Here is a 15,887-nt window from a genome sequence, read left to right as displayed (position 1 = left end):
AGGAGCACGAACGCCGTGACCGACATGAAGACCGCGGCGCCCGAGCAGGCCCGCGCGGTGGACACCGCCCTCGCCGCGGCGAGGGCCGCCGGTGTCTCGGTCCGCGACCTCGCGCACCTGTCCGAGCTGAACCAGGTGGTGGACCTGTTCGCCACCGTCTGGGGCCGTTCGGCGAACCCCCCGGTGACGATCGAACTCCTGCGCGCCTTCACCAAGGCGGGCAACTACGTGTCGGGCGCCTTCGAGGGCGACCGGCTGGTGGGCGCCTGCGTCGGCTTCGTCCACGCGCCCGCGAGCGACGCGCTGCACAGCCACATCGCGGGTGTCTCGCGCTCGGCCACCGGTCGCAGCGTCGGGTTCGCGCTCAAGCAGCACCAGCGGTCGTGGGCGCTGGCGCGCGGCCTGTCCGAGATCGCCTGGACGTTCGACCCGCTGGTGGCGCGCAACGCCTACTTCAACCTGGTGAAGCTGGGCGCGCGACCGACCGAGTACCTCACGAACTTCTACGGTCCCATGCTCGACGCCATCAACGGCGACGAGGACTCCGACCGCTTCCTCGTGCGCTGGGCGCTGCGCGACCGGGCGGCGGGCGGTGGCACCACGAGCGCCGTGGCCGCGGACGAACTCGCGGCCGGGGCGGTGGTGGCGCTGGGCGTCGCCGAGGACGGCGGCCCGCTGCCGGGCAGCCTCGACGGCGCCACCTCCCTCGTGGCCGTGCCGCGGAACGTCGAGGGTCTCCGCACGACCGACCCCGACCTGGCGCGGCGCTGGCGCCTCGCCGTGCGCCACGCGCTGACCGGTCTGCTCGACGGCGGCGGCCGGGTCGACGGGTTCGACCGCACCGGCTGGTACGTGGTGCGCCGGGAGTCGTGACCCGAGCGGCCACGGCGATTCGGTCCACGTCACCGCGGGGCACCTCGTCGGTGAACCCGATGCCCTGGAGCGCGAGGTGCAGCCACCGCGCGGGAATCGGGTCGAGCATCGGCAGAGCGGCCGGAACGGGCTCGGAGCACCCCCTGTTCACCGAAGGACACGGCATCCCGGTGGCCGTGTCCCCGACCGGGACTTGGCGCGGTCCAAGGGCATCACACCGGTGACCGCCCGCCGCGGCAGCCGACACGGCTCCGGCCCTGGCGTGCACCGCGCCATCTGCTGGTGCCGATCCCGCAACCCCCCACCGAGTCAGGAGTTCCTGCGCAGAGGGCGGTGCGCGGTTCCGGGCTGGCCGATTCCGGACCGCGGCACCTCATCCCCCGGACGTTCCTGAACCGTCCTGTGGTAGCGGAAGCGCAGGCCCGGCAGGCTGAGCTCACGTCAGCCGAAAGCCGGTCGCCGGGTGTTCCGATCGACGTTGTCGGACGGCCGGTCCCGCACGAGTCCCGGATGTGAACCGCACCACCTCGTGAGCGACGAGCCCGTGGAACGTTCAAGCGGGTGCTCGAATACTCCCGAAGGCACTGGAGCCCTCGCTTTGCCCGGAGCGACGCGCGTGCCATTCTGCGGACCGCGGCCGCTCGTCGGCAGCGGGAAGTCACACGGAAGAGAGAGCGCGGCATGCAACGACGGGCGCTGCTGGGACGCGAGACGGAACGCCGTGCACTGGCCGCCCTGGTCGAGCAGGCCGCCTCGGGGTCGGGCGGCGCGGTGGTCGTCCTCGGCGCCCCTGGGATCGGCAAGTCGGCGTTGGTCGCGGAGGCCGCGGCGCGGGCCGTTGACCGCGGGACGCGGGTGATCACGGCGGTGGGCGTGGAGTCGGAGGAGGACGTGCCCTGCGCCGGCCTGCACCAGCTGGTCCACCAGCTCCGAGACGGGATCGACGACCTGCCGGCGCCGCAACGCGCCGCCCTGCGCGCGGCCGTCGGGCTCGTCGACGAGTTCGTGCCCGACCTCTACCTCGTCGGCCTGGCCGCGCTGACCCTGCTGTCGGACGCGGCCGTGAAGGCACCGCTGCTGGTGGTCGTCGAGGACGCCCACTGGATGGACCGGGCCAGCCTCGACGTGCTCGGGTTCGTCGCGCGGCGGATCGAGTCCGACCCCCTCGCCCTGGTCGCCGTCACCCGCTGCCTCGACGACCGGCTCGGCTGCGCCGGGCTGCCCGTGCTGCACCTGGACCCGCTGACGGACGAGGTGTCGGGCGAGCTGCTGGACGCGGTGGCCCCCGACCTGGGGCAGCAAGTCAGGCGGCGACTGCTGGTGGAGGCGGCGGGGAACCCGCTGGCGTTGACCGAGCTGCCGGTCGCGCTGCGGTCGGTCGGTGGGGCCTACGCCCTCACGCCGGGTCCGCTGCCGTTGACCGAACGGCTGGAGCGAACCTTCACGGCACGGGTCTCCCGGCTTCCGGCCGACACGCGGGCGGTCCTCCTCCTCGCGGCCCTCAACGGTGACGGAACGATGGACGAGTGCCTCGCCGCCGCTGCCCGGATGCTCGGGACGGCGGTCGGCGTCGCCGCCCTCGAACCGGCGGTCGGCGCGGGCCTGCTGGAGCCCTGGGGGATGGTCTTCCGGCACCCGCTCGTCCGTTCGGCGATGCACCACGCCGCGACGGCCGCGGAACGACAGGCCGCGCACGCCGCTCTCGCCCACGAGCTCCAGGGACAGCCCGACCGGCAGGCGTGGCACCGCGCCGCCGCCACCGCCGGTCCCGACGAGCACGCGGCGCGGGAACTCGACCTCACCGCCGGCAGGGCCGTGCGGCGCGGTGGTGTCGCCGCGGCCCTGGCCGCGCTGCGACGAGCGGCGGAGCTGACCGCGGACCCCTCCGCACGAGCGGACCGGCTGCTGCGCGCGTCCGAGCTCGCCCTGGAGTCGGGCCAGAGCGACGTCGCGGCGCACCTGCTGGCCCAGGCGCGCTCGCTGGACCTGTCGGTCCGGGACCAGGGGCGTGCGGCCTGGGTCGGCATCGCCCTGGTCGAGGGGGCGGCGCAGGGCGAGGGCACCGCGACCGCCGAACTGGCCGAGCTGGCCGTCGAGACCGCTGCCGGTGGTGAGCCCGTGCTGGGACTGCGCATGCTGTGGGGCGCGGTCCTGCACTGCTTCTGGGGAGAGCCGGGGCCGGCCGCTCGCCGGCGGGTCGCCGCCGCGGCCGACCGGATGCCCGTGCACGCGGACAACGCCGACCTGGTGGCCCTGCGGGCGTACTGCGCACCGGTCGAGCGCGGCCGAACGGCGCTCGAGGGCCTGGCCGGTCAGCTGGAGCGCTCGTCCGAGGACGCCGAGGGCGACCAGCTCCTGGGCGCCGCCGCGGTGACGGTGGGTGCTCCCGCCCTGGCCGGTCGGCTGACGGCGAGGTCACTGGACCCGCTCCGTGCGCAGGGCCGTCTGTCGATGCTGGCCAGGGCCCTGTGCGTCCAGGCGGGCAGCGCCGCACGGCTCGGCGACGTGCGCGCCGCTCACCTCGCCGCCGAGGAGGCCGCCGAGCTGGCCCGCGAGACCGGTCAGCCCCTCGTGCACGCGATGGTGCACGCCATCCGCGCACAGCTCGCCGCCGTCTGCGGCGATCCGCGTGTGGAGGCGTGGGCGTCGGAGGCGGAGCGCACCGCTCTTCCCTGTGGCGCGCGCCCGGCACTGGCCATCGTGCAGATGGCTCGCGGTCAGGAAGCCCTCTGCCAGGGACGCTACGGCGACGCCTTCGGGCACCTGCAGCGCGCCTTCGACCCCGCCGACCCCGCTTTCCACCCCTGGCTGCGGTTCTACGGGGTCGCCGAACTGGTCGAGGCGGCTGTGCGCAGCGAGTTCACCGACGCGGCGCGGGAGGTCCTGCGGGAGCTGGAGCCGCTCGCGGAGGGGACGCCCTCACCGGCCCTGCTCTGCGGACTGCGCCTCGCTCGCGCCCTGCTCAGCCCGCCGGACGCCGCCGAGCAGCTCTACCGGGCGGCTCTCGACGCCGTCCCGGTCGACTGGCCGTTCGAACGGGCGCGGGTGCACCTCGCTCTGGGCGCGTGGCTGCGGCGGCACCGGCGGCCCGCGGACTCCCGTGTGGTCCTGCGGGCCGCACGCGAGGTCTTCGACGCGCTCGGCGCGTCGGCCTGGGCTGAGCGGGCACGCCAGGAGCTGCGCGCGGCGGGCACGTCCTCGCCCCGCCAGGACCCGGCCGCCGTCGACCGGCTCACGTCGACCGAGCTGCACGTCGCCCAGCTCGCCGCGCAAGGGCTCACCAACCGGGAGATCGGCGAGCGGCTGTACGTCTCGCCCAGGACGGTGAGCACGCACCTCCAGCGGATGTTCCCCAAACTGGGCGTGACGTCACGAGGCGAACTCGCCGCGGTGCTGCGCGGCACGACGACGTACGCCGAAGACGTAGTCCGACGGACGCGGCCAGCCCTGCTCGCTCCCTAGGTTCGTGCCGTGCCCGGTCCGCACACGGCGGACGGGCGGGAAGGCACCATGGGAACCATCACCGTCGGCACCGAGGGCTCGACCGACGTCGAGCTGTACTACGAGGACCACGGCTCCGGCCAGCCGGTCGTCCTGATCCACGGCTACCCGCTGGACGGGCAGTCGTGGGAGAAGCAGACCGACGCGCTGGTGAAGGCCGGCTACCGGGTCATCACCTACGACCGCCGGGGCTTCGGCCGGTCGAGCAAGACCATGACGGGCTACGACTACGACACCTTCGCGGGCGACCTGGACAAGGTCCTGACCCGGCTCGACCTGAACGACGTCGTCCTCGTCGGCTTCTCGATGGGCTCGGGCGAGGTCGCCCGCTACCTCGGCACCTACGGCTCGCAGCGGGTGGCGAAGGCGGCCTTCCTCGGTGCGCTCCAGCCGTTCCTGCTGCACACCGAGGACAACCCCGCGGGCGTGCCGCAGTCGGTGTTCGACGGCATCGCCGAGCAGGCCGAGGCCGACCGCTACGCCTGGTACGAGAACTTCTTCGTCGACTTCTTCAACACCGACGAGACGCTCGGGTCCCGTCTCAGCGATGCCGCGCTGCGGGCGAACTGGGCCACCGCCATCGCCTCGGCACCCGTGGCGGCGTACGCGTGCGTCCCGGCGTGGCTGACGGACTTCAGGGCCGACGTGGAGCGCATCGACGTGCCGTCGCTGATCCTGCACGGCACCGCCGACCGCATCCTGCCGATCGACGCCACCGCCCGCGAATTCCACCGCCGCCTGCCCAACGCGCGCTACGTCGAGGTCGACGGCGCTCCGCACGGCCTGCTGCTCACCCACGCGGCCGAGGTCAACACCGCCCTGATCGCCTTCCTCACGGACTGAGAACCTGACGTGCACAAGCTCAGACACCGCATCACCGCTCTGCTCGCCGTCCTCGCCGCCGCCGGGCTCGCCCCGTTCGGCATCTCGAACGCGGTGGCCGCCCACCCGACGTCCGGTCAGAAGCCCACGATCGTCCTCGTTCACGGCGCCTTCGCCGACGGCGCGAGCTGGAACCCCGTCATCGAACGGTTGCAGCGACGCGGCTTCACCGCAGTCGCCGTGGCCAACCCGCTGCGCGGAGTCGCCTCCGACGCCGAGGCCCTCGACACGCGTCTCGCCACCATCGACGGCCCCGTGGTGCTCGTCGGCCACTCCTACGGCGGCGCCGTCATCACCAACGTGAACGCACGTTCCCCGAAGGTGAAGGCTCTGGTGTACGTCGCCGCCTTCGCCCCCGCCGAGGGGGAAGCAGCGGCGCGGCTCGCCGCGGAGCACCCCGGCAGCACGCTGGGTGAGACGCTGGCACCGGTCCCGTTGCCCGACGGTTCGACGGACCTCTACATCAAGCCCGCGCTCTTCCGGCAGCAGTTCGCGGCCGACGTCCCGGCGCGACAGGCCGCGCTCATGGCCAGCACCCAGCGCCCCATCCGGGACGTCGCCCTGAACGAGGCGTCCGGCACGCCCTCCTGGGCGAGCATCCCCTCGTGGTTCCTGCTGGCAGGCGCCGACAAGAACATCCCCGTGCGAGCACAGGAGTTCATGGCCGACCGGGCTGGCTCACGCGCCACCGCGACGGTCGCCGGAGCCTCGCACGCCGTGGCGGTCTCGCGTCCGAACGCGGTCGCCGAACTCATCCTCCGCGCCGCGGGCTGACGCCTTCCCGGCCCCGCGACCAGGAGGGTCGCGGGACCGGGTCGACCGGCCACCCCTGCTGCCCCGACAAAGGAAAGTCATGCGCTTCAGCCCGTCAATCGTGCTGTCCCGGACCATCGAGGGCACACTCGTCCTGCTCGGTCTCCCGATCTTCTTCTCGGACGACCTCAGGTGGATCGCGTTGTGGGACGTCCTCGCGGTCGTCTACCTGGCGATCCGCGTCATCCGCCTCAGGCGCGGCAAGCGGGCGGGGGACGACCAGGGCGCGTGGGTCAAGACCGCGCTGGGCCGCCGCAGCGGCACCCTGTTCACCCTGATCACCAGCTTCATCGGGATCATGTCCGGCCTGCTCATCGTGGTCGGCGAAGAGGGCACCCAGGAGGCGGTGAACGGCAAGGTCGTGGGTGTGCCCGCGGTGCTGCTGGCGTGGGGGATCCTGCACTTCGGCTACGCCGACCGCTACGCGCAGGCCTACTACGCCGACCTGCCCGAGAAGCTGCTGGTGTTCCCCGGCACCGAACACCCGACGTTCATCGACTTCGCGTACTTCTCGTTCACCGTCGGCACCACGTTCGCGGTCTCCGACGTCGAGTCGCGCACCTCCGGGATCCGGCTGCGGGTTCTCGCGCACGGTGTGCTCTCGTTCGTCTACAACACCGCGATGCTCGGCATCGCCATCGGCGTGATCGGCGGCTGATCACCCGAGCGTGCCGCCCGGCGCGGACCGGGAGCGGCGGCGCGGGTGCACGACACGCGAGAGATCGTCGACGCCGTCCTGCCGTGCTGACCGTTCCGGCCTCACCCGCCGAGCGCGGTCCGGATCGCGTCCACGTCGACCACTGCCACCGGGTTCGGGTGGCCTCCACGCACCGCTCGCCAGCCGACGTGGTCCTGCTGGGTGACCGGGCCTGGTCGTCACCGAGGCGGCCGCGGTGGCCGCTGTGGTCGCCCGGTTCGTTCGGCGGGACGGGGGTGCGCGTGCGTCCGAGTGGACGCAGTGGGTGATTGGGTGTTCACACTCCGGCGTGATGGCCGTTACAGTCGAGGTTCTGGGAGCGTTCCCAGAACCTCGACGAGGAGGTGGACGACGTGACGGCCCGACGATGGATCGCGCTGGCCGCGGCCGGTGTCACCGGTGTGCTGATAGCCGTGCTCGTGAACGTGATCAGTCCGACCGCGGCGTCCGCCCACGGCGCCATGATGAAACCGGGCAGCCGGACCTTCCTGTGCTGGCGCGACGGCCTGTCGCCGCAGGGCAACATCGTGCCGCAGAACCCCGGCTGCGCGGCGGCGGTGTCCGCGGGCGGCGACAACGCCCTCTACAACTGGTTCGGCGTGCTGCGCTCCGACGGCGCGGGCCGGACCCGCGGCTTCATCCCCGACGGCAAGCTGTGCAGCGGCGGCAACCCGACCTACTCCGGGTTCGACCTCGCCAGGAACGACTACCCGCTCACGCACCTGACCTCCGGCGCGAACTTCGCCTGGGCGTACAACGCGTGGGCCGCGCACCCCGGCACGTTCCACCTGTACATCACCAAGGACAGCTGGAGCCCGACCCGCGCGCTGGCGTGGGACGACCTGGAGAGCACGCCGTTCGCGAGCATCAAGGACCCGGCGCGCGTCGGCCAGGTCGGCACGGTCGACGGCCAGTACAACTGGAACGCCACCCTGCCCTCGGGCAAGTCGGGCAGGCACCTCGTCTACTCGGTGTGGACCAGGTCCGACAGCCAGGAGACCTTCTACAACTGCTCCGACGTCGTCTTCGACGGCGGCAACGGCGAGGTCACCGGGGTCGGCGGCGGGGGCGGCGGTCCGACGACGACCACGACCACGACCACCGGCCAGAACCCGCCGGGCGACGCGCACTGCATGGCGATCTACAAGATCACCAGCGCGTGGCAGGGCGGTTTCCAGGGCGAGGTCGAGGTCATGAACCACAGCGCCACCGCCTACAACGGGTGGACCGCGCGGTGGACCTACGCCGACGGCCAGACGGTCAACAGCGTGTGGAACGGCGTGCGCTCCGGGTCCGGGGCCGAGGTGGTGGTGAAGAACGTGGACTGGAACCGCACGATCCCACCCGAGGGATCGGTGAACTTCGGGTTCGCGGTCAGCTACTCCGGCACCAACTCGCTGCCGACGGTGACCTGCACCAGTCCGTGACGAACGCCGCCGTGGGGGCTCCGCCCGGAGCCCCCACGGCGCGCGTCACTCCCGCTCGACCCTGCGCAGTCCCCGCTCGGGCGTCCACGACTCGACGACGAGCCTCGTCGCCTCGGCGTTGAGCGCCGTGACGACCACCTCGGTGACGTCGGCGACGAACGTCTCCCCGGCGGGCTGCTCACCGCCTGCCTCCTCGGCCACCGGGACGGCCCGGCCCGCGATCTTCGCCTCGCCCGGCCACTCGCCCTCCCTGCCCTCCACGGGGTGGGAGGTGGGGCCGTGCAGGGCGAACCGGGGGTCCCGCCTGAGGTCGGCGCCCTTGCGCGCGCCGGGCATCGACCCGAAGCGGAGGTCACCCCCGGCGAACTCGCACTCGATGCCGGAGATGCGCGGCGAGCCGTCGGCGCGCAGGGTCGCGAGCGTCTTGTGGCGGCCCGAGTCGAACAGCCGCCGCACCCGCGCGGCGAACTCCGGCTCGGCCTGCTCGAACGTCTTCCACGGTGGCACGGGGGAAGAGGCTACTCCGGTGACCGCGCCCCCAGGAGGTCACGACGCGCTGCCCGTGGGGATGCGCGCCCGCACGACGAAGCCGCCGCCCGCCCGCGGCCCCGCGCTGAACTCGCCGCCGAGCACGTCGACCCGCTCCCGCAGCCCCGCGAGACCCCGCCCGCTCCCACCGGGCGACGAGGACCGCGACCCGGACTCGTCGGTGCTGACCTCCACGGTCGTCTCCGCCCCGCCGTGTCGCACGTGGACGGTCGTCCGGCTGCCGTTGGCGTGCTTGAGGGCGTTCGTCAGCGCCTCCTGCACCACCCGGTAGGCCGCGATGGCCGCGCTGCCGGTCGTCGCCGAGGGCGCCCCGTCCTCGGTGAACTCCACCGGCTGCCCGGCCTGCCTGGTCTGCTCCACCAGGGAGCGCAGTTCGCCGACCGACGGCGTGCGCGGTTCGGCGCCGTGCTCCGGGTTGAGCAGGTCGAGCAGGTTCCGCAGGTCCTTGATGGCCCGCCTGCCGCTGTCGGTGATGGCGGTCAGCGACCGGTCGAGGCGTTCCGGGGCGGCCGTCAGGTAGCGGGCCGCCTCGGCCTGCACCACCATCGCCGTCACGTGGTGCGTCACGACGTCGTGGAGTTCGCTCGCGATGCGGGTGCGCTCGGCGACGCGGGTGGCCGCGGCGACGGCTCCGCGGCGTTCGGCCTCGGCGATCCGGGTCGTCCTCAGCCAGGCCCCGACGGCCCACGCGGCGGCCAGCGCCGCGTAGAACGTCGTGAACCCGATCAGCGTCTCGGGCGACCCGAGCCGGAAGAGTCCGACGACCATCGCCACGTACGCGGCGGTGGCGAGGACGGCGGCGGTGCGCCGGTGGTGCTCCAGGTGCGCCGCCGCGCTCATCAGGGCGAGGGGGACCGCCGTGCCCGCGACCGTGTGGTAGCCGCGGAGCTGGTCGACCACGAAACCGAGCAGCACCAGGGCGAGGCACAGGGCGGGCCAGCGGCGGCGGACCGCGAGCGGGAGGCACTGGAGGCCGATCACCACGAAGGTCAGCGCGTCGAGGGGACGGCCCGGCAGCTCACCGATCTGCGTGCCGCGGTTGTGCAGCGCGGGCAGCAGCGACGTGAGCGCGAGCAGCAGCGCGAGCGGGAGGTCCCGGACCGCGACGTCCCAGCCCTGCCAGCGGGCGGACACCTTCCGGAGGTCGATCACCGGGAAACTGTAGCGCCGGCAGTGCGGCCGCGACGCGGGACGATGTGGCCGCGGCGGTGGGCCAGCCACAGGAACACCAGCGTCAGCACCACGCCCGCCGCCACCGTGTACAGGCTGCCCTCCGGGCCGAACTCGCCGCCGGTGACCAGGTCCGGCCCCGACATCGTGGTGTCCAGCAGGCCCTTCGACGCGCCGTTGCCGGAGACCGCGGCGCTGAAGATGCCGCCCAGCGCGAAGTTCCAGCCGAAGTGCAGCCCGATCGGCACCCACAGGTTGCGGGTGGCGGCGTAGCAGGCGGCGAGCATGAACCCGGCCTCCACGGCGATGGCGGTGGCGCCCCACAGGCTGGCGTCGGGGTTGGCCAGGTGCATGAGGCCGAACAGGACACCGGTCAGCAGCAGCGCGATCCAGGTACCGGTGCGCTCCTCGACCACGCGGAACAGCACCCCGCGGAAGAGCAGCTCCTCGCCCACGGCGGCGGCCGACATGAACCCGAGCAGCGCCAGCGCCCCGGTGACCGAGCCGAGGCCGTTGACGTGGTACCCGTCGAGGAAGGCGATGTTGACGATGACCGCCGCGCACATGGCGAACCCGATCAGCACGCCCCGACCGGTTCGGGCGACGGCGCCCGCCCCGGCCAGCTCCGTGGGCTCCCGGTGCTCGGTGCGCCGCACCACCCACCGGTAGACGGCGACCGCGGCCACGGCTGTCAGGAGTCCGAGGACCAGGGTGAGCCAGTCGCTCGTCGCCCGCACCGCGGCGACGGCCTGACCGCCGACCAGGCTGACCGCCGCGACGGCCAAGAGCTGCTTCACGAACCGCATGACGTCTCCTCCGCGAGGTCCGCGGCGGGGTGCCGCGGCTACGGTGAGAACGCTAGGGATCCACCCGCCCGGAATCGTCACCGCGCGGTGGACAGTCGTGGGTAGCTCGCTCGGGGGACGAGCGGCTCGCGGCGCGTCCTCCGGGAGCGTCGGCATCCACATCGGACGGACGCTCCCGGCGAGGTCAGGCCGGTGGCAGGGACACGAAGCCCTCGCGGACCATCCAGTCGCGGGCGACCACCGCCGGGTCGCGGCCGTCGACGTCGACCTCGGCGTTGAGGCCGCGGATGGTGTCGTTGTCGAGCTTCGCCACGATCGGCGCCATGATCTCCCGCACCTGCGGGTGGGCGGTGTCGAAGTCCGAGCGCAGCACGACGGAGGCGTTGTACTGCGGGAAGAACTTCTTGTCGTCCTCCAGCACCACCAGGTCCAGCGCCAGGATGCGGCCGTCGGTGGTGAACACCTCGCCGAAGTTGCACAGGCCGTCCGCGGTCGCGGTGTAGATCGTGCCGGTGCCGAAGGTCTTGACCTGCGCGGTCTTCGCGTCGAACCCGTAGGCCGCCGCCACGCCGGGGAAACCGTCGTTGCGGCTGATGAACTCCGTCTCCAGGCAGAACACGGCTTTGTCGGGGGAGTCGCGCACCAGCGCGGCCATGTCCGAGGTCGTCGTGAGGTTGTTGGCCCGCGCGAAGTCCTTGGTGACGGCGAAGGCGTAGGTGTTGTTGACCGCCGAGTAGTCCAGCCAGCGCAGGCCGTTCGCCGCGAGGTCGGCGTCGCGGACCGCCTCGAACTGGGCCTTCTCGTCCGGGATGGGCTCGGTGTTGCCCAGGTAGCTGATCCACCCCGTACCGGTGTAGTCCCAGGACAGGTCGATGTCACCCGTCAGCAGGGCCTGGCGCGAGCTGTTCGACCCCTGGATGTTGGTCATGTCCCGCACCTCGGCGCCCGCGGCGGCGAGCGCGACCTCGGCGATGTAGCCGAGCACCTGGTTCTCGGTGAAGTCCTTGGACCCCACCGCGACGCCGAGACCGTCGAGTTCCGGCACCCGCTGGATCGAGCCGGGCGCCACGTCGAACGGCAGCGCGAACGAGGTCTCCAGGCCGCAGCCGGACGCGAGCAGCCCGGTCGCGGCGGCCAGCGCGGCCAGACGGCGCACGGTCCTCTTCATCGCAGCCCCTTCGGTCCCAGGTAGGCCTCGGCGACGGCGCCGAGCCAGTCCACCAGCAGCGCCAGCCCGACGGCCAGCACGGCGCCGGTGATCAGCACCGGGAACCGGGCGAGCTTGTAGCCGGTGTCGATCAGCAGTCCGAGGCCGCCGCCGTTGACGAACACCGCGAGCGTGGCCACGCCGACCGCGAGCACGAGCGCCGTGCGCAGGCCCGCCAGGATCAGCGGAACCGCCAGCGGCAGCTCGATCCGGCGCAGCACCGCGCCCGAGGACATGCCGATGCCCCGGCCCGCGTCGACCAGCGCCGGGTCGACGCCCTGGAGGCCGACCACCGTGTTGCGCAGCACCGGGAGCAGCGTGTAGAAGGCGATCGGCAGCACCGCCGCCCACAGGCCCTCCATCCCGGTCGCCAGGAAGAACAGCACCAGGACGCCGATCGCGGGGGAGGCCTGGCCGATCGTCGCGATGCCGAGGAACAGCGGTGCGACGCGGCGGGCCCACCGGCGGGTCAGCAGGACGCCCAGCGGCACCGCGACCACGAGCACGAGCGCGGTCACCACGAAGCTGATCACCAGGTGGTCCCACGTCGCCGACAGCAGCGCCGAGGCGTTGAGGCTCTGCCGCTCGATCGAGTCGAGGTCCTGGGAGAACGCCCACACCAGCACGCCGAGCACCAGCAGGAGCACCGCGACGGGCTGCACCAGCAGCCGGAGCCGCTCCGACCTCCGCTCCCGCGCGAGGGCGGCCGTCACGCGCCCGCCTCCTCGCGCAGCCGCTTCACCGTGCTCATCACGGTGTCGATCTCCACGAGCCCGACGTACTCGCCCCTGGCACCGGTGACGACCGCGGCGCCGCCCTCGGTGAGGATCGCCTCCAGCGCGTCCTGCAACGTCGACTGGAGCGTCACGGAGTCGCCGACGGGCACCGGCTTGGACGGCGTGCGGGCGTGCACCCACCCGGTCGGACGGCCGCGCGCGTCCAGCAGCAGGGCGAACTCGCGCTTCGCCGCCGCGAGCCTGCGGACGATCTCGGCGGGGTCGTCGGCCGTCGTCGCGGTGATCGCCTTGCTCAGCTCCACCTCCCGCACCCGCAGCAGCGTCAGCTGCTTGAGCGACGCGCCCGCGCCGACGAACCCGGCGACGGTGTCGTCGGCGGGGTTGGCCAGGATCTGCTCGGGCGTGTCGTACTGGAGGATCCGCGACTGCTGGCCCAGCACGGCGATCCGGTCGCCGAGCTTGACGGCCTCGCCGAAGTCGTGGGTGACGAAGACGATGGTCTTGCGCAGCTCGGCCTGCAACCTCATCAGCTCGTCCTGGAGGTTGCCGCGGGTGATCGGGTCGACGGCCCCGAACGGCTCGTCCATGAGCAGCACCGGCGGATCCGCGGCGAGCGCCCTGGCCACGCCGACGCGCTGCTGCTGCCCTCCCGACAGTTGCCGGGGGAAGCGGTCTCGGAAGTCGGCCGGGTCCAGCCCGACCAGGTCGAGCATCTCGTCGACCCGGTCGGCGGACTTCGACTTCTTCCAGCCCAGCAGCCCCGGCACCATGCCGACGTTCTGCCCGACGGTGAGGTGCGGGAACAGCCCGGCCTGCTGGATGGCGTAGCCGATGCCGCGGCGCAGCCGGTCGGGGTCGAGCGACAGCGTGTCCTCGCCGTCGATGGTGATCCGGCCAGACGTGGGCTCGATCAGCCGGTTGATCATCCGCATGGTGGTGGTCTTGCCGCAGCCCGAGGGACCGACGAACACCACGATCTCGCCCGCGGGGATGGTCATGCTGACCGAGTCCACCGCGGGCTGGTCGGCACCGGGGTACCGCTTGGTCACGTCGACGAGTTCGATCTCACTGGCCACGGATCCCCCTGGAGGTGGTGTAGCGGCCGATCAGCGCGAAGACCCCGTCCAGGACCAGCGCGAGGACGACGATGCCGACGGTCCCGGCGACCGCCTGGTTGGTGGCGTTGGCACTGCCCGCCCTGGTCAGCCCGGCGAAGATCTCCACGCCGAGGCCGGGCCCCCGTGCGTAGGCGGCGATGGCGGCGATGCCCATCAGCATCTGGGTCGAGACGCGCATCCCCGCGAGGATCGCGGGCCACGCCAGGCGCAGCTCCACCCTGGTCAGCACGCCGAGGCGGCTCATCCCGATGCCGCGGGCGGCGTCGCGGACGGAGGCGTCCACGCCGACCAGCCCGACGATCGTGTTGCGCACGATGGGGAGGAGCCCGTACAGCACCAGCGCCACCACCGTCGGCGGTGCGCCGAGGCCGAGGACCGGGATCAGCAGACCGAGCAGCGCGAACGAGGGGATGGTGAGGACGGCGCTGGTCAACGCGGTCGCGACCGCCGACCCAGCGGGGCTGCGGTACACCGCGACCCCCAGGCCCACACCGATGAGGGCGGCCAGGACCGTGCACTGCACGACGGCGCTGACGTGCAGCAGCGCCTCACCCGCGAGCCTGCTCCACCGGTCGGCCACGAAGTCCCAGAAGCTCATGGTGCCCCTCTTCCCCGGAGGTGGTACCCGCATCCGCACCAACCCGAACACGAGTTCCCGGACTTCCCGGGTCTGCTCCCGAACGGCTCCGACGGGAACCTTCGTACCAGAAACCTCCGGTGATCCACAGTGGAGATTGCTCGGCGGGTCACGAACAACGCAGGTCAGAGGAGGTGAAACGACTTCTTCACCGAGGCCACAGTGGACACACCGATCCCGTCTCCTTTGGCGGAGCCGAACGGGGTGATCACCGGGTCAGCGTGAGGGTCACGTCCTCCGCCGAGCGGATCCGGAACAGCTTCGTCGCCAGCGGCCAGGCGCAGGCGGCGATCATGCCCGCGGCGCACAGGAGCAGGGCCGGGCGGAGCCCGATCGCCGTGCCCAGCACGCCGCCCAGCAGCGAGCCGACGGGGATGAGGCCCCAGATCAGGAAGCGCATCCCGCCCATCACGGTGCCGAGCAGCTCCGGCGGGATGACGCTCTGGCGCAGGCTCAGCGAGTGGATGTTCGACGCGGTCTCGCCGAGCCCGTTGACGAACAGCACGGCACCGAACACCAGGACACCGGTGAGGGCGTCGTGGGCGAACGCGACCAGCAGCCACGGTGCGGCGGCCACGGCCATCGCGCCCACCATCGTGCGGCCGACACCCCACCGGTCGCCCGCCCGGCGGGCCGCGACCGCGCCGAGCAGCGCGCCGACACCGCCGACGGCGAACACCACGCCCACCGACCCCGCACCCACGCCCAGCTCGTCCACGAGGAAGATCACGACGAGCGTGAACGCGCCGGAGTGGAAGAAGTTGTAGGTCCCCGACCAGCCGATCAGCGACACCAGCACGCGGTTGCCCAACGTCAGGCGCATCCCCAGCAGGATCTGCGCGAACACCCGCTTGTCGCCGTCCGGCGGGGCGGGCTTCTCCTCCTCCGCCCGCACGAACAGCAGCATCACCGTCGAGAACACGAACGACGCCGCGTTCACCAGCAGCGCCACCGGCGCGGTGATCGCGGCGATCAGCAGACCGGCCACACCGGGACCCGCGACGGAAGCGACGGACTCGCTGCCCATGAACCCGCTGTTGGCCCGCACGAGCTGGTCCTTCGGCACCACGGACGGCACGAATGCCTGGTAGGCGATCTGGTCGACCACGCCCAGCGAGCCGATCACGAACGCGATCACGCACATCAGGGCGATGCTGAGCAGACCCGACGTCTGCGCCAGCGGCACCGCGCACAGCGCCACCGCACAGCCCGCGCGGGCCGCGAGCAGCACCGGCTTGCGGCGGTGGCGGTCGACCCACACCCCCGCGAACAGCGGGATCAGCAGGAACGGCGCGAACCTCGCGGCGTTGATGAACCCCACCTCGGACGCCGTCGCGTCGAGCGCGAGGATCGCCGTCAGCGGGAAGGCGAGCTGCGTGATGTAGGTGCCGAACAGCGACACCGACTCGCCCGTCCACATCTTCACGAAGTCGCTGTTGCGCCACAGAGAACCCGACACGTGCTTCTCCC

The 15,887-nt window shown here is 72.6% G+C and carries 14 protein-coding genes; 6 read left to right on the top strand and 8 right to left on the bottom strand.

All coding sequences use genetic code 11. The features are described from left to right. The first annotated feature begins 24 nt into the window (after positions 1–24). The 6 genes from AC156L_RS10425 (at position 25) to AC156L_RS10400 (ending at position 8,193) form a co-directional block, all read left to right on the top strand. On the top strand, positions 25–873 hold the full coding sequence (locus AC156L_RS10425) for a GNAT family N-acetyltransferase (protein ID WP_330874406.1): 849 nt from the start codon (positions 25–27) through the stop codon (positions 871–873). A gap of 681 nt (positions 874–1,554) precedes the next feature. Further along, positions 1,555–4,335 carry an ATP-binding protein gene (locus tag AC156L_RS10420; protein ID WP_484406773.1) on the top strand — a complete coding sequence of 927 codons (2,781 nt, stop codon included), beginning with the start codon at positions 1,555–1,557 and terminating at the stop codon, positions 4,333–4,335. Between the two features lie 48 nt (positions 4,336–4,383). Further along, the gene (locus AC156L_RS10415) at positions 4,384–5,217 is read left to right on the top strand and encodes an alpha/beta fold hydrolase (RefSeq protein ID WP_330874302.1); all 834 of its coding nucleotides are present in this window, start codon (positions 4,384–4,386) and stop codon (positions 5,215–5,217) included. 93 nt (positions 5,218–5,310) lie between these two features. Further along, the gene (locus tag AC156L_RS10410) at positions 5,311–6,030 is read left to right on the top strand and encodes an alpha/beta fold hydrolase (RefSeq protein WP_330874405.1); all 720 of its coding nucleotides are present in this window, start codon (positions 5,311–5,313) and stop codon (positions 6,028–6,030) included. A 79-nt stretch (positions 6,031–6,109) separates the two neighbouring features. Further along, on the top strand, positions 6,110–6,727 hold the full coding sequence (locus AC156L_RS10405) for a DUF1345 domain-containing protein (RefSeq protein WP_330874301.1): 618 nt from the start codon (positions 6,110–6,112) through the stop codon (positions 6,725–6,727). Positions 6,728–7,119: 392 nt separating this feature from the next. Next, positions 7,120–8,193 (top strand): lytic polysaccharide monooxygenase auxiliary activity family 9 protein, encoded by a 1,074-nt coding sequence (locus tag AC156L_RS10400; RefSeq protein WP_330874300.1) that lies wholly within the window; start codon positions 7,120–7,122, stop codon positions 8,191–8,193. A gap of 45 nt (positions 8,194–8,238) precedes the next feature. Here AC156L_RS10400 and AC156L_RS10395 read toward each other — a convergent pair whose 3' ends face one another. From AC156L_RS10395 to AC156L_RS10360, 8 genes are all read right to left on the bottom strand, one after another. Continuing rightward, a complete protein-coding gene (locus AC156L_RS10395) occupies positions 8,239–8,700 on the bottom strand; it encodes a pyridoxamine 5'-phosphate oxidase family protein (protein ID WP_330874299.1) in 462 nt (153 codons plus the stop codon). Positions 8,701–8,739: 39 nt separating this feature from the next. After that, complete coding sequence (locus AC156L_RS10390; RefSeq protein ID WP_330874298.1) at positions 8,740–9,894, bottom strand: sensor histidine kinase; 1,155 nt, start codon at positions 9,892–9,894, stop codon at positions 8,740–8,742. Further along, positions 9,891–10,718, bottom strand: a complete 828-nt coding sequence (locus AC156L_RS10385) for a CPBP family intramembrane glutamic endopeptidase (protein ID WP_330874297.1) — start codon at positions 10,716–10,718, stop codon at positions 9,891–9,893. Before AC156L_RS10385 ends, AC156L_RS10390 begins: the two co-directional genes overlap by 4 nt. A 184-nt stretch (positions 10,719–10,902) precedes the next feature. Continuing rightward, positions 10,903–11,886, bottom strand: a complete 984-nt coding sequence (locus tag AC156L_RS10380) for a glycine betaine ABC transporter substrate-binding protein (protein WP_330874296.1) — start codon at positions 11,884–11,886, stop codon at positions 10,903–10,905. Continuing rightward, entirely contained in the window at positions 11,883–12,638 is a 756-nt protein-coding gene (locus tag AC156L_RS10375) for an ABC transporter permease (RefSeq protein WP_330874295.1), read from the bottom strand. Before AC156L_RS10375 ends, AC156L_RS10380 begins: the two co-directional genes overlap by 4 nt. Further along, entirely contained in the window at positions 12,635–13,738 is a 1,104-nt protein-coding gene (locus AC156L_RS10370) for an ABC transporter ATP-binding protein (RefSeq protein WP_330874294.1), read from the bottom strand. The genes AC156L_RS10375 and AC156L_RS10370 overlap by 4 nt, the downstream gene beginning before the upstream one ends. Continuing rightward, positions 13,728–14,378, bottom strand: coding sequence for an ABC transporter permease (locus tag AC156L_RS10365; protein ID WP_330874293.1), 651 nt, complete (start codon positions 14,376–14,378; stop codon positions 13,728–13,730). Before AC156L_RS10365 ends, AC156L_RS10370 begins: the two co-directional genes overlap by 11 nt. Before the next feature lie 247 nt (positions 14,379–14,625). After that, positions 14,626–15,876: an MFS transporter gene (locus AC156L_RS10360; RefSeq protein ID WP_330874292.1), complete on the bottom strand. Its 1,251-nt coding sequence runs from the start codon at positions 15,874–15,876 to the stop codon at positions 14,626–14,628. Positions 15,877–15,887 lie beyond the last annotated feature (11 nt).

The sequence above is a fragment of the Umezawaea sp. genome (genome assembly GCF_057122925.1).
Note: the sequence above shows the minus strand (reverse complement) of the source record. Positions and strands in the feature narration are given on the sequence as shown.

Coding starts and splice junctions, on each gene's coding strand:
- AC156L_RS10425 (WP_330874406.1), top strand. CDS start 25: ATGAAGACCGCGGCGCCCGAGCAGGCCCGCGCGGTGGACACCGCCCTC.
- AC156L_RS10420 (WP_484406773.1), top strand. CDS start 1,555: ATGCAACGACGGGCGCTGCTGGGACGCGAGACGGAACGCCGTGCACTG.
- AC156L_RS10415 (WP_330874302.1), top strand. CDS start 4,384: ATGGGAACCATCACCGTCGGCACCGAGGGCTCGACCGACGTCGAGCTG.
- AC156L_RS10405 (WP_330874301.1), top strand. CDS start 6,110: ATGCGCTTCAGCCCGTCAATCGTGCTGTCCCGGACCATCGAGGGCACA.
- AC156L_RS10385 (WP_330874297.1), bottom strand. CDS start 10,718: ATGCGGTTCGTGAAGCAGCTCTTGGCCGTCGCGGCGGTCAGCCTGGTC.
- AC156L_RS10380 (WP_330874296.1), bottom strand. CDS start 11,886: ATGAAGAGGACCGTGCGCCGTCTGGCCGCGCTGGCCGCCGCGACCGGG.
- AC156L_RS10365 (WP_330874293.1), bottom strand. CDS start 14,378: ATGAGCTTCTGGGACTTCGTGGCCGACCGGTGGAGCAGGCTCGCGGGT.